Source organism: Mucilaginibacter phenanthrenivorans (assembly GCF_024721155.1).
In the GTDB taxonomy this organism is placed as follows: Bacteria; Bacteroidota; Bacteroidia; order Sphingobacteriales; family Sphingobacteriaceae; genus Mucilaginibacter; species Mucilaginibacter phenanthrenivorans.
The window spans coordinates 181,779-195,943 of record NZ_JAHVAP010000002.1 but is presented as its reverse complement, the minus strand read 5'-3'; the positions used below and the strand labels follow the sequence as shown (position 1 = coordinate 195,943).

The window sequence follows — 14,165 nt, the reverse complement described above, 5'->3', positions numbered from 1 at the left end:
AAACCTGGAGGAAAATAACCGGCGGAATTAATCGCGCCACAAAAAGGGGAATAAAATGAGAGAGGTAGTGATAACAATTACGTTGATGGCAAAAAGCACTAAAATATTTTCATAGCTCAGGCTTCGCTGCAAGCCGTCCATGGCGTTTTTGCTGAGCTTAATAAGAATCAGGATAACCGGGATAATTACAGGGAAACTCAAAATAGCCATCAGGGTACCATTATTACCTGCCTTTGATGCGATAGCCGAAATCATGGTAAATACCGTTGAAAAACTAATGGCTCCCAACAATACCGTTAAAAAATAATACAAAGGATCGCCAAGCGTATTGTTAAAAAACAGCATATAGATAGGCAGCGCCAGCCCGCTCAATAAAGACATGAGGAGGATGTTGTAGATTGTTTTTGAAAGAATAATAGCCTGCGGGCTTGCAATAGAATAATAGTAAAGCAGCCGCGCCTTACTTTCCTGCATAAAGCTTTTGGCGATAGCATTAACAGACGCAAAAAGGATTATTATCCAGAACAAAATGTTCCAAACTATAGAATAACCTTTGGTTCCTGAGAACCCGGGGTTAAGATTAAACGAGATGTAGCAGATAAAAACCGTGGAAACAACATACAGCAATACCCCATTAAAGGCGTATTTTGAACGCCACTCCAACAAGATCTCCTTTTTTAAAAGAGTAAGAGTTTGGTTGTACAGCTGCATGGGGCAAAGATAGTTTATTAGTTGATTTGTTGATGGAGTTAGATTAGTTGATTGAGTTGTTGTAAAGGTTGTCCTGTTGATTATAATTATTGATATGCTTCATTTGTGTGCCGGTGGTGAACTTTACTTTTTTAGAGGAAAATTACGACCTTTATCCTACCAACTTTTCAATCGCTAATTCACTAATTCGCCAACTCACTAATTAACTCAAATGCCAACTGCCTACTGTAAAACACCTATCGGTATTATCAGCATAACAGAAGAAGACGGCTTTATCACCTCTATTTATGCACTCGACGAGGAGCACGAGGTAACCCCGCCGGAAACCCCTCTGTTACAATTGGCCATACAGCAACTGGATGAATATTTTGCGGGCGATAGAAAAGTCTTTGATCTGCCAATTAAGCAACAAGGCTCTGCCTTTCAGCAACAGGTTTGGGATCAATTGTGTAAAATAGGCTATGGTAAAACCATCAGTTATATGCAGCAATCAAAGTTTATGAACAATCCACTCGGCATTCGGGCTATTGCATCTGCTAACGGTAAAAATCATTTATTGATTGTTGTTCCCTGTCACCGCGTAATTGGCACTGATGGTAGTCTCACCGGTTTTGGCGCCGGCATATGGCGTAAAAAAATATTGCTGGAACATGAGGCCCGTGTAATGGGCGTTGGGCAAACTACACTTGACTTTTAACCGACTCTGCCTGTTTCAACAATTCGTTTATCTTACCATGAAGTTCATGCGGCTGAAACGGTTTTGACAACCAATCGTTCATCCCCGCCGAAATGGCTTCCTGTTGTTCATGGTCAAACGCCGCAGCTGATAAAGAAATGATCGGCACGTTTCTTTTGGGTGAATCAAAATCGCGGCGGATAGTTTTTGCAGTTTCATAGCCATTCAGCTCAGGCATGTGCGTGTCCATCAAAATCAGGTCGAAATCCTTAGCCTTTAGCCTGTCAAGCACCTTCCGCCCGTCATCAACCATTTCAAAGTAAACGTCCCAATCCTTTAGCATTTTGGCCAGCATAAACTGGTTAACCAGGTTATCTTCCGCTACCAAAATACTTACATTTTCAAATTGTCCCAGTAACCGTTCAGTTTTGACAACTACCTTTTCCTTTGGCTTATCAGCTACTGTATACCAGTTAGTAAAATTGAACGTACTCCCTTCACCCTCGCTGCTGCTTACTGTAAGTTCGCCGCCTTTTAGTTCCACCAACTTTTTCACAATAGCAAGGCCCAGGCCCGTACCGCCATATTTTGTAGCCGTGTCATCCTCAGCCTGCTCAAACGAATCAAAAATAGCGGCAAGCCTGTTTTCAGGAATTCCTATGCCGCTGTCCTCAACAGAAAATTTCAGGTTTATCAGGTTTTCCTCTCTTCCTACCACAGCAACTGTCAGCTTAACATATCCCCTTTTAGTGAATTTAATAGCATTGCTTAATAAATTCATCATTATCTGGTTTAAACGTAGTGAATCAACCATCAGGTTCAAGGGAATCTCCGGATCAATATCAAGCAGGAATTCTATATTGTTTTCGTCGGCCTTAAATTTAAGCAGCCCGTAAACGGCCCTGATCAGTTCATGCAGGTTATTTGCCTCGCGAACGATCTTAAACTTACCAGCCTCCATTTTCGATATATCGAGCACATCGTTAATTACACCTAATAAGGATTGTGACGATACATCCAGCAGATCAATCATGCTAACTTGCTGCTCGTTAAGCGGCGTTTTACGTAAAAGATCGCTCAAACCAATAATACCGTTAACAGGCGTGCGCAGCTCATGGCTCATATTGGCAAGGAAAGTCTCCTTAACCTTTTTGCCATATTCGGCGTTTTCTTTTGATTTGATCAGTTCGGCTTCAAAATTTTTCTGTGCAGAAATATCACTTATATTTAAAAACAGCATTTTATTTTGATAGGCCACCCTGCATTCGGCCCATATAATCCTGTTATCAAATGTTTCAAACTTAAATTCAGAAACAGATGAAGATTGTTTATCCTTTATGATCTCCTTTAGCTTTACTTCAAACGGCCCCTTCTCATCATCAATGGCAAAGTTTAAAATATTGGCACCAATAAGTTCGCGGGCATTAAAACCCATTATTTTTTCAACAGCCGGATTAATGTTTTGGATCAGCAGCGTTTGCGCGTCGACAGCACAGATAATATCAGCCGAGTTTTTTACAACAACGGCCATGTTTTGAAGTTCTTCGTTTTTTTGTTTTATTTCAGCCTGGTAGCGGGCAAGCTGAATAAAGGCATCAACCTTCGCCTGGGTAATAGCCGGATCAAGGGGTTTATATAGGTAATCTATCGCCCCGGCATCAAAACCCTTAACAGCGTATTTGGTCTCCTTTGATATAGCGGTTACAAAAATCACCAGGATATCTTTGGTACGTAGGTTTGATTTGAGCATTTCAACAAATTCAAACCCATCCATTCCAGGCATCTGCACATCGATCAATGCAATGGAGATCTGGTTTTCCCATGCAATTTTCAGGCCTTCATTAGGTGATGTTGTAGCAAACAGGCGTATATCGTCGCGTTCAAGCAAGGCGCTTAAGGCAATTATATTCTCTTCACGGTCATCAACTATCAGTATGTTAACAGGGGCCATCGCAATAAAAAAGGGGTATCAGTCAGTTTCTAAAAGTTCTAAAATTTCGCTCGTCCTTAATACGTAATCTGCAGCATTAAGGTTGAGCGCCTGGGTGGGCATTTCGGGCATTTCTGCATCATCCGGATGTTGAACTATGGTTAACGATCCCGCGTTCCGTAGTTTAAGCAATCCCTCCGCCCCATCCTGGTTAGCGCCAGACAATAATATAGCCATACACTTATCCCCGTAGGCTTCTGCAGCGCTTTCAAATGTTATGTCGATGGATGGTTTTGAATACCATACCGCGTCAGAAACATCCAAAGCAAAGTTTCCGCTAGCTTCAAATAAAACGTGGTAGTTTGCCGGCGCAATATAAATTGTACCCTGTTTTATTTTGTCCTTGTCATCAATTTCATGAAGGGACATACGGCTGTTTTGTGCAAACAGTTTTTCGACTTCGCTAACAAAGTTTCTTTTGCGGTGCATTACAATAATCACTGCTTTATTAAGGGTTGCCGGCAGCAATTTTACAATGTTGAACAATAATTTAAATGAGCCTGCAGATCCTCCAAACAGCAATATTTCACAGCTGTGCCAGCGATCAATTATGTTTTTATCAAGACCCAATTTTCTGGTATATGTTTTCTTTCAAATTTATGGCTTTAAACTTCTTTTTAAAAGTTTCTGAGCGGATAGTTTCCTTGCTGCCCAGGCACAAAAAGCCATGCGGGCATAAACTTTTATAAAAAAGGTCCAATATTTTGTCCTGTAGCTGAGTTTCGAAATATATAAACACATTCCGGCAGCTTATCAGCTGAAACTCATTAAACACGGTATCAGATATTAAGTTGTGCACCGAAAACAAGGTATTGGCCTTTAATTCGCTGTGAATGGTAGCAGCATCATACAGAGTTGTAAAATGATCGGTTAATGTTCCCTTCATACCGGCCATCTGGTAGTTCTCGGCGTAGCTTTTTATATTCCGGTAGCTGTAGATGCCCACCCGGGCTTCCTTTAAAACCACTGTATTTACATCGGTACCGTATATAAATGATTTATCCTTAAGCCCTGCCTGCTCCATTAAAATTGCCAATGAGTAAACCTCCTCGCCCGACGAGCATCCCGCAGACCACATTTTTATGTGCTGATAAGTTGAAAGATAAGGAACTACCTGCGTATTAAGAGCTTTGTAAAAGGACGGATCGCGGAACATCTCGGTAACGTTAACCGTTATCTCCTCTAAAAAGTCCTGGAAAAAATCGGGGCTGTTTAACAATGCATGCTTCAGATCATAAAAGGAAAGCTTTTTGACCATCATTATCCTGCTCAGCCTCCTTTTTAATGATGCCTTTGAATAATCAGAAAAATCAAAGCCATGAACCTTCTTTACGAGATCAATAAGCTCCGTAACCTGTTCTGTAGCTAAACTTTGCGAAAAACCACTCATACTCAGCTCCCCAGCCAAAGCTGCATTAGTGATACCAACCTGTCCATATCAACCGGTTTTGTAATATAATCGTTGGCGCCCGCGGCTATGCACTTCTCGCGGTCGTCCATCATTGCTTTTGCTGTTAAGGCTATTACAGGCAATTTGGCCCATTTGTTTTGAGTTCTTATATATTTTGTAGCTTCGTAGCCGTCCATTACCGGCATCATAATATCCATCAGCACCATATCTATATCAGTAGCTGCTTCCAGCTTATCTATAGCTTCCCGTCCGTCATTGGCGACTTCCACAACCATATCGTAGCCTTGCAGGGCGCTGCTTAACGCAAAAATATTGCGCATGTCATCGTCAACAATTAATACCTTTTTGCCTTTTATAACATCCTTGCCCAATGATACGGTCTTCGGTTTCTGTATAGCACTAACATCGGCTTGTTCACCAAGTTCCCTAACCTTATTTAAAAACAAATTCACCTCATCAATCAGTCTATCGGCAGATTTTGTGGTTTTCACAACCATGGCATTGGCATATTGCATCAGCCTGTTAACCGAGGTCTTATCCAACTCCATAGCCGTATTGATAATTACCGGCAGCGCCTTAAATCTTTCAATTACCTTTATCTTATCCAAAAAGTCTAGGCCTGAAATATCCGGCAGGTTAAGATCAAGGATCATGCACTGGTATTCCTTTTCATGAAGCATCCTGAATGCTGATTCACCGTCAAAGGCCTGGTCGACTGTTATACCCTGGCTTTGCAACATATCGTTCAGCGCCTGGCTTTGTGTTTTATTATCTTCAACCAGCAGGATCTGCGTAAACTTAGTGCCGCTTTGCTGCATTATGTCTGCAAAAAGCTTATCAAGCGTGTTGGTATCAATAGGCTTTTTAAGGAAACTGATAGCGCCCTCGCGGCGTACCCGATTTGCTGCAGCCTCACCTGCCGACATCATGTGCACCGGAATGTGCATAGTACGCTCATTTTGCTTTAACTCTTTCAAGATCTGCCAACCATCCTTGCCCGGCAGCATAATGTCAAGTATCACGGCATCAGGCTGTTGTTCGCTTATGGTTTCAACAGCGTTTGTGCCCTCATAAACCATAACTGATTTATAACCATGGTCGCGGGCGTAGTCATGCAGTATATCTGCAAAATTTTTATCGTCTTCAACAATCACGACGAGAGGTTCCCGGCCTGCTTCCTTTTTAACCTGAACTGCCGGCTTCAAAAATTGCTTTTCCGGCGCAAACGTTTCAACTGTAGGCGGGGTTTCCTCTTTCACTGTGACAACAGTTGCCGTTATTGGAATAGTTAATGTAAACTCGCTTCCTACGCCGGGCTCACTTGTTAAGGTGATGCTGCCGCCAAGCAGGGTAACCAATTCACGACTTATTGAAAGGCCCAGGCCCGTGCCACCAAACCTGCGGCTGGTTGAACCATCAGCTTGTTGAAATGCCTCGAATATGATCCTTTGCTTATCATGGGGGATCCCAATACCAGAATCCTTTATTTTGAAGCTTACAGTTTTCGCTTCTTCGCCCGGAACTACATTTAATTCAATTGTACCGTTTTCAGGTGTGAATTTAAATGCATTCGACAGCAGGTTCTTTAATACTTGTTCAACCCGTACTTTATCTGTGAAGATATTTTTTGGAAGTTCTTTGCTAGTCAATATGCTGTATTTTATCTTTTTGTTGGCAGCCACTTCTGCAAACAACATTTTCATGTCGTGTAAAATATCGGCAACTTTAATATTGTCATTCTGCATTTCCAGCTTACCTGATTCAATCTTCGACAGGTCGAGAATATCATTTATCAGGGTAAGCAGGTCATTACCAGCATTGAATATTACGCTGGCATATTTCACCTGGTCTTCCGAAAGGTTAAGCGGCTTATTATCCTTCAGGATACGGGCCAATACCAATATACTGTTTAAAGGCGTGCGCAACTCATGACTCATATTTGCCAAAAACTCCGATTTATATTTACCGGTGGTCTCCAACTCTTTTACTTTTACATTAATAGCATTACGCGCTTCCTCAATAGCCTGGTTCTTCTCTTCAAGCAGACTTGCCTTTTCTTCAAGTTCGGCATTTGTTGCGCGCAGTTCTTCTTGTTGTACACGCATCTCCTCTTCAGAAGCCTGCAACATTTCAGTTTTGCTGAGCAACTCCTCGTTGGTAACGCGCATTTCCTCCTGCTGTGCTTCCAGTTCTTCTGCTTGCTGTTGTACCTGCGATAACAACTCGTGCATTATGGTCCTGGCCTGGGCCGTATTGATGGCTATGCCGATATCGTCAGCTACAGCTAAAATATAATCGTTACTGTTATTATCGATTTCATTGTTGAAGGCAATTTCAATAACCCCTTTCAATGCTTTGTCAAAAAAGAAGGGCACTATTAAGCTTTCTATTATCTCCTGGTGAATTAAGGATGATCCCAGTTCCAGCTTGTCATTTAGCTTGCCTTTTACAATAGCGGCCTTTTCATCCTTTGCAACCTGGCCCAGCCAGCCCTCCGAGACCTTTACCGTTCGTTTTAAGGCATCAGGGTTATTAAAAGCGTAAGACGCATAGAGCTCAAGCGTTTGCTGATCTTCGTTAAACAAATAAAAGGTACCTGTTAATGCCCTGGTATAATTACAGATCTCTGTGAGGATGTTGCCCGCCAGTTCCCTTTCACTTTGCTGGCCCTGCATCCGGTCGTTAATTGAGCCGGTACCTGTCAGCAACCAATTTTGCACTTTGTTTTCACCGAGCACTTTTTCAAGCTCAATATTGGCAACGGTTATTTGAGCCTCAATTTTTCTTTGCCGCTCAAATGTTTGCTGGATATAAAAGAACAGCACAACGATGATTACCAGGAACACTACAGAGCCTACTACTATGGTATCAACAGCCTTTTTTGACGCAGCTTGCGAGCTTGCCTTACGGGCTGTCAACAGCCAGTTTTCTGTTTCGCGCATGTGGCTCACCAGCATCCTGATCTCGTCCATATTGCTCTTGCCATTGCTGAGCATGTTGTTGTTTACCATATAATCGAGCCCCTGAACAGGACGTACCTCGATATTGGTTTTCAAGATGTTTAATTGAGCATTGATAAGCGTCTGTAATGAATCTACTCTTCTAACCTGCAGCAGATTATCAGTCACCATATCCTTCAACGTCTCAATATCGCTCTTGATACTAGGCAGCGCTGCATTATACGGATCAAGGAATGAAGGCTTATTTGTAGCGATAAATCCGCGCATACCGGTTTCAGCATCAATCATTAATTGTAACAGGTCTGTTGAGGTTTTTATCACCTTTTGGGTATGCTCAACCATGTTCGAGTCACCCTCAAGCTGGTTAATACTTTTGTATGATAAGGTTCCAACTAATAACACCAAAATTACTGACACAGCAAAACCGGCAAATACCTGCTGGCGGAAAGAAAAGTTTAACATGCAGACTGTTTTTTAGAGATACAAATATGTTAAAATTTTATTTTTAATATACTTATTTGATTAGCAAGCAATTGTAAGACATTATTACAATAAGCTGCTAATTTTGTTTTGCGGCGGCCTCAATATTATTTGTGAATGCCGGTCGTCTGCTAAAAAGCACACCTGCAATGGCCAATAAAGGCCCGCCGAACAATAAATACCAGCCCCATTTGAATCTTATTTTCCCACTCAAATATTCAGCTACCGATCTGAACGGGATGAAATTAAAAGAGGTATGAACTTTTAACAAAGCAAGCAGGTAAAATACAACAACCAGGAACAGGGATGCCCAGGCTGCAAAGCGGGTAATTTTCACCTGGCTAAATACGGAACCGATAATACCAATCAAGGCTACAAGTAATATAGTGATGCCATATGGTTTGTTACCATCATAAACGTCCCAATTTCCAATAATTGGATGTAAAACCGGGCACCAGGTACCGGCAACCAGGATAATAAAACCGGTTAATGAGAATAAGGTATTGAGGCGCATTTCTATTTTTGACTAATTTCCATTTTTTCAGCAAAGTGGGCACAATAATCGCGCAGGTCCTCTACAATGTTGGTTTCGCCGGTTGCGCGTAAAAAGCTATCACCCATAGTTTGCAGGGTTTCGTAAAAGAACCGCTTCATTTCATCTACGGGCATATCCTTTGTCCAAAGGTCAATACGCAGTGTGTTTTTATAGTTTTGATCCCAAAGGGCCAGCATCATTGATTTAACGGGCAACGCCTCTTTATTTTGTGCATCTGTTGATTCCCACATAATATTTTCGGGAACATTGTCATCGTCAAGTTGTATCGTAAGCTTTATTTCAGCAGTCTTCATCTAATGGTTATTTAACAAGTAAAAATAATATAGCCGCCAAAGTTATAAAGCTTAACTCTACAATCCATATTTTTTTAGTTTCGGGGAAGAAATTACGGAACATTAAATCCATAAATGACACTACAACTGCAAACAGGATAAAGATCCAACCAACTGCCGTCGTCATGGTTTTAAAATGGGTGCCTGAAATTTGCACACCGTAAATCCAACTGTAAACGGCAGCAACTAAAAAGAATGCGCTGGCAAAATTCAGGGGGGTAATCCTAAGTTTCATGTTTGTATTAATGTTTCTTCCTGTATGATTTTGGCGATTTGGTTCTTTTCAGATTTGGCTTGCCGGTTGCTTTCGCTTTGGCAGCTTCAAATTTCTTATGCTGATTCAGGGTTTTCTTTTCGTGAAAGGCGCCTTTAAAGTCGGGATCGTCCTTCCGCTTCTGCATATCTATCTCCCTGGCCTGGTCCTGTTTCTCGTCGTAAGGTGTTTCTTCAATAAACACATCATCGGGAATAGATGAAACGGGGATGCTTTGTTTGATCAGCTTTTCAATCTTACGCAGGTAATATTCTTCAGCCGGACCGCAAAATGTAATGGCCTCGCCCGATTGATACGCTCTGCCGGTTCTTCCTATCCTGTGCACATAATCCTCAATCACAACCGGTACATCAAAATTTATTACGTGGCTAACATCGCTCACGTCAATACCCCGCGATGCCACATCTGTTGCCACAAGGATCTTTACTTCGTCAGCCTTAAAAGCGTTGATAGCATTGATACGGGTGTTTTGCCCCTTATTTGCATGTAATACCTTTACTTCCTTTTCGCCAAACTTGCGCAGTAAAAACTTATAAACGTCTTCGGCAGCTACACGGGTTTTGCAAAAGATAATGAGCTTTTTGATATCGTCCTCAACATCCAGCAGCTTTTTAAGCAGGTTTATCTTGGTTTTAACATTCGGCACATAGTACAAATGCTGGTTAACCGTTTGCGCCGGCGTTGCCTGTGGCGTAACTTCTATAATAGTCGGGAATTCCAGGAAATTATTCGAAAGCTCGTGAATCTTGTCAGACATGGTTGCCGAGAAAAGCAGGTTCTGCCGCTTTACCGGTACAACCTCCAAAATGCGGTTTATCTGCGGCATAAAGCCCATGTCCATCATTTTGTCGGCCTCATCCAATACCAATACCTGGAATGTTTTGGTAACGATATGGCCTGCCAGGTAAAGGTCCATAAAACGCCCCGGGGTAGCTACAATAATATCACATCCCTTATTTAGCTGTTCTATTTGCGTTTTGGGACCAAGGCCGCCATATAATACCACAACCCTTAAGTCGGTATTGGCAGCAAAGGCCTTTACATTTTCCTCAATCTGCATGGCCAGCTCCCGCGTTGGCGAAACAATTAGCGCACGGGCGTTCTCGCCCTGGGCATATTTAAGCTTCATCAATATAGGCAAGACGTAGGCCGCAGTTTTACCCGTTCCGGTTTGTGCAATGCCCATTACATCCTGCCCGTTTAAAATTGGCGGGATAGCTTTTTGCTGGATTGGCGTAGCCTCTGTATAACCGGCATCGGCAATGGCATTTAAAATTTGCCGGTTAAATTTAAAATCTTCAAAAGGTACTGCCATGGCGCAAAGATAGGGTTTTTTAGGAGTCCGGAAGCCGGAAAGACCGGAAGTCCGAAAGTTGTTGATTGAGTTGAATAAGTTAGATTGGGTTGATTAAGTTAGTTTTTAAAAAGTTCAGTACATTCGTCTTTACTGGCTTTCGGACTTTACTGACTTTCCCGACTAGAAGAATTTCATCGACACATTGTAGCTATTCGTCTATACATTGCGTATTAATTAAACTATCGGTTTATCTTGCACCAAATTTTAATCACATGAAACAAAAACTACTTGCTTTCTTTATTTTACTTATTTCAATTTCAACTGCAGCATCTGCACAAACTACCAAAGGCACATTTTACCTTGGCGGCAGCGTAAGCTATGATTACAGCAGCTTTGGCTCGTCGAGCGTTATTGATTATAGCGAGGGTTACACCAATTACGTAACCAGCAAAATTGGCAACCTGAGCATCCGCCCCGAAATCGGCTTTTTTATCAGCGATAAGTGGTCTATCGGCGTACAAGCGGTTTACTCGCGTAATTCAGGCACCGAAACATCAAATTATTTCTCCTATACCAATAGCGCAGATAATTATGTTTCAAGCGATAAATACCACACAGATGTAGCCGGCATTGGTGTTCACGCCCGCTACTATTGCATGATCAGCGACAAGTTTGGCTTTTTCCCTGAACTAGGCATCAGCACTTTAAACAATACCACTTACTTTAAATACGGTACGTTCAGCATCGGCACTACGCCAAACTTTGTATTTTTCCCCACCCAAAAACTTGGTGTTAACCTTGGTTTTGGCGGTCTGGCTTATAACCTTGATTACCAAACAAAAGACAGTACCTTTCACCTGGGCCTTAATGATAATATCTCCTTTGGGTTGAACTATTATTGGGGAAGAAAATAAGCCGGATGTGCGGATGTTTGATGTGCGGATATGCGAATTGAAGTCCGTCTGAGAATTTGACCGGAATTAACGGATTTTGACCAGGATTTAACAGATTTTAAAGATTAAGCGGATGGAAATCCCATAGTAATCCTTAAAATCTGTTAATCCCGGTCCGACTTTCGGACTAATCCCTATCTTTGCTGCATGTCTACAATCCTTATAAAAGCAGCCACTATAGTAAACGAAAATCAGCAATTTGTTGCTGACGTTTTTATAAATGACGGGTATATCGAGCAAATTGACAAGCAGATCAACAAGGCTGCTGACAAAGAAATAAACGCCGAAGGATTATATCTTTTCCCCGGCTGTATTGACGACCAGGTGCATTTCCGTGAACCCGGACTGACGCACAAAGCACATATTTATTCAGAATCAAGAGCTGCTGTTGCCGGTGGGATCACCTCATTTATGGAGATGCCAAACACCGTCCCAAACACGCTTACGCAGGAACTTTTACAGGACAAATATGATATTGGAGCACGTACTTCACTGGCCAACTATTCGTTTTTCATGGGTGCTTCTAATGACAATATCGAAGAGGTATTAAAGACCGACACTGCCAAAGTTTGCGGTATTAAAGTTTTTATGGGTTCTTCAACCGGGAATATGCTGGTGGACAACCCGACAACCTTAGAAAGGATCTTTTCCCAATCGCCGATGCTTGTTGCTACCCATTGCGAAGACGAGGCTACTATAAAGAGCAACCTTGAACATTACAAACAATTGCTTGGCGAAAACATCCCGGTAAGGCTGCATCCAAAGATTCGCAGCGCTGAGGCTTGTTATATCTCGTCGTCGATGGCGGTTGACCTGGCAAAAAAGCATAACACGCGATTGCATATTCTGCATATCTCAACCGAAAAAGAAACTTACCTGTTCGATAATTCCATCCCATTAAAAGATAAAAGAATTACCGCCGAAGCATGTATTCATCACCTTTGGTTTAGCGATGCAGACTACGAAACAAAAGGCAACCTTATAAAATGGAACCCAGCTGTAAAAAAAGCGTCCGACCGTGAAGGCATTTTGAAAGCTGTGTTAAACGGCCGCATTGATGTAATAGCGACTGACCACGCCCCACATACCTTAGAGGAAAAATCATTGCCCTACCTGCAGGCCCCATCCGGCGGACCATTGGTACAACACGCCCTGCCTGCCATGCTGGAACTTTATCACCAGGGAAAAATCACATTGGAACAGATCGCCGAAAAAATGGCGCATAATGTTGCCATTTGCTTTCAAATAGAAAAACGCGGTTTTATTCGTGAAGGCTATTGGGCCGATATTGCACTGGTAGATTTAAATTCGCCATGGAAGGTAAACAAGGACAACCTTTTATATCAATGTAAATGGAGCCCGTTTGAGGGCACAACCTTTCAATCAAAAATCACCTATACCATTGTATCGGGCAATGTTGTGTGGGCCAACGGAAGCCTGGTTGAAGGTGAAGCCGGTAAACGACTGAGTTTTACAAGATAATTCGTTTAAGTTAATTATAATTAAAGGCTGCAATTGCAGAATAAAAGCACAAATGAAGAAAGTTAAATTGTTCCAGTTGATAGATTTGATGGAAGAGATTAAAAAAACGGACGATTTAATTTCCGCCAGTAAGAAAGAAAAAACGTCACTGCTGTTGATCAATCAATATCAAACCAAAAAGAATCAACTGATCGGTTCGATCATCAATGAGCTATCAACACCGCCCCTGCAATCAACCCAAAGCTATTTGCTGGTGAAGATGATATTGGAAAAGTATTACCCTGCAAAAGCGGGAGATGTAGTAATTACTGATGGTGATCTAAGTAAGCTGGTAGCTGCTATATAACGCGACCTTTCCATAGCGACGGGTTTCGAAGAATCTCATATAAACGCCAATAACGCAGGCCTGCGACCTGCGCTAATATGTCGAGCCCTTTCAGGGCCAGTAATTAAGGTTTACCACGCGTTCAAAGCCCTGAAAGGGCTAAATACAACAGCGCAGGTCGCAGGCCTGCGCGAAACACGCGATAAATAATCCGTAGTCTGGTCGGCATTATCCCACCGCCAAATAAATCCTCGCTTCAGTCTCCGCAAAACTGTTGGCGCCTGCTTTATAAAAATCATAATCAGCCGTATATTTCCTGTCAATATTACTCGCCCATATCTCCTGCCAGGCCTCACCGACGTTAGCAGGGAACTCGCCTGATAGATGATACGCTATATATTCCCCGGCGGGAATAGTTAAGCCTGTAAATTCATCAGGTACATCACCAGGCGAACCAACTGCACATCCCAATATGGCCGTGTAAGGCGCGGTATAGTCGGATTCATAATCGGTGTAAACACAATAAATATCATCCGATAATCTGCCATGAATTTGCTGCAACAGGTTCTCATTCATGAAACGGGTCCACAACCCGCCAATATCATTAGCCGACTGCCCATCCTTATTGGTCGTCCTTACCGAAATGCCGGTCACGAAGAATTGATTTTGATCTGTTATTTCGGTTTTTGCAATCATTACGAAAAGTTATATCGATACA

The 14,165-nt window shown here is 42.2% G+C and carries 14 protein-coding genes; 4 read left to right on the top strand and 10 right to left on the bottom strand.

Annotated elements, in window-relative coordinates:
- Positions 1-27: 27 nt before the first annotated feature.
- Positions 28-711, bottom strand: coding sequence for a heme exporter protein CcmB (locus tag KXD93_RS05520; RefSeq protein WP_258135906.1), 684 nt, complete (start codon positions 709-711; stop codon positions 28-30).
- A gap of 211 nt (positions 712-922) precedes the next feature.
- On the opposite strand from KXD93_RS05520, the gene KXD93_RS05515 reads away from it, so the two are divergent.
- On the top strand, positions 923-1,408 hold the full coding sequence (locus tag KXD93_RS05515) for a methylated-DNA--[protein]-cysteine S-methyltransferase (RefSeq protein WP_258135904.1): 486 nt from the start codon (positions 923-925) through the stop codon (positions 1,406-1,408).
- Here KXD93_RS05515 and KXD93_RS05510 read toward each other — a convergent pair.
- From KXD93_RS05510 to KXD93_RS05475, 8 genes are all read right to left on the bottom strand, one after another.
- Positions 1,392-3,338 carry a hybrid sensor histidine kinase/response regulator gene (locus KXD93_RS05510; RefSeq protein ID WP_258135903.1) on the bottom strand — a complete coding sequence of 649 codons (1,947 nt, stop codon included), beginning with the start codon at positions 3,336-3,338 and terminating at the stop codon, positions 1,392-1,394. The two genes, KXD93_RS05515 and KXD93_RS05510, sit on opposite strands and share 17 nt — an antisense overlap.
- An 18-nt stretch (positions 3,339-3,356) precedes the next feature.
- Positions 3,357-3,947 carry a chemotaxis protein CheB gene (locus tag KXD93_RS05505; protein ID WP_258135902.1) on the bottom strand — a complete coding sequence of 197 codons (591 nt, stop codon included), beginning with the start codon at positions 3,945-3,947 and terminating at the stop codon, positions 3,357-3,359.
- Positions 3,937-4,767, bottom strand: a complete 831-nt coding sequence (locus KXD93_RS05500) for a CheR family methyltransferase (protein WP_258135901.1) — start codon at positions 4,765-4,767, stop codon at positions 3,937-3,939. Before KXD93_RS05500 ends, KXD93_RS05505 begins: the two co-directional genes overlap by 11 nt.
- Positions 4,768-4,769: 2 nt before the next feature.
- The gene (locus tag KXD93_RS05495) at positions 4,770-8,210 is read right to left on the bottom strand and encodes a response regulator (protein ID WP_258135900.1); all 3,441 of its coding nucleotides are present in this window, start codon (positions 8,208-8,210) and stop codon (positions 4,770-4,772) included.
- A gap of 97 nt (positions 8,211-8,307) precedes the next feature.
- Entirely contained in the window at positions 8,308-8,742 is a 435-nt protein-coding gene (locus KXD93_RS05490; protein WP_258135899.1) for a hypothetical protein, read from the bottom strand.
- 2 nt (positions 8,743-8,744) lie between these two features.
- Positions 8,745-9,077 carry a gliding motility protein GldC gene (gene gldC, locus KXD93_RS05485; RefSeq protein WP_258135898.1) on the bottom strand — a complete coding sequence of 111 codons (333 nt, stop codon included), beginning with the start codon at positions 9,075-9,077 and terminating at the stop codon, positions 8,745-8,747.
- A gap of 7 nt (positions 9,078-9,084) precedes the next feature.
- Complete coding sequence (locus KXD93_RS05480) at positions 9,085-9,351, bottom strand: hypothetical protein (protein ID WP_258135897.1); 267 nt, start codon at positions 9,349-9,351, stop codon at positions 9,085-9,087.
- A 7-nt stretch (positions 9,352-9,358) separates the two neighbouring features.
- On the bottom strand, positions 9,359-10,705 hold the full coding sequence (locus KXD93_RS05475; RefSeq protein ID WP_258135896.1) for a DEAD/DEAH box helicase: 1,347 nt from the start codon (positions 10,703-10,705) through the stop codon (positions 9,359-9,361).
- 254 nt (positions 10,706-10,959) lie between these two features.
- Between KXD93_RS05475 and KXD93_RS05470 the strand changes: the two genes are divergently transcribed.
- The 3 genes from KXD93_RS05470 to KXD93_RS05460 all read left to right on the top strand — a co-directional run bounded on the left by KXD93_RS05470 (position 10,960) and on the right by KXD93_RS05460 (position 13,468).
- Positions 10,960-11,601, top strand: coding sequence for an outer membrane beta-barrel protein (locus KXD93_RS05470; protein ID WP_258135895.1), 642 nt, complete (start codon positions 10,960-10,962; stop codon positions 11,599-11,601).
- A gap of 186 nt (positions 11,602-11,787) precedes the next feature.
- Entirely contained in the window at positions 11,788-13,122 is a 1,335-nt protein-coding gene (locus KXD93_RS05465) for a dihydroorotase (protein ID WP_258135894.1), read from the top strand.
- 52 nt (positions 13,123-13,174) lie between these two features.
- The gene (locus KXD93_RS05460; protein WP_258135892.1) at positions 13,175-13,468 is read left to right on the top strand and encodes a hypothetical protein; all 294 of its coding nucleotides are present in this window, start codon (positions 13,175-13,177) and stop codon (positions 13,466-13,468) included.
- Positions 13,469-13,675: 207 nt separating this feature from the next.
- Here the strand turns inward: KXD93_RS05460 and KXD93_RS05455 are convergent, their stop codons facing one another.
- A complete protein-coding gene (locus KXD93_RS05455) occupies positions 13,676-14,143 on the bottom strand; it encodes a GyrI-like domain-containing protein (protein ID WP_258135891.1) in 468 nt (155 codons plus the stop codon).
- Positions 14,144-14,165: the final 22 nt, after the last annotated feature.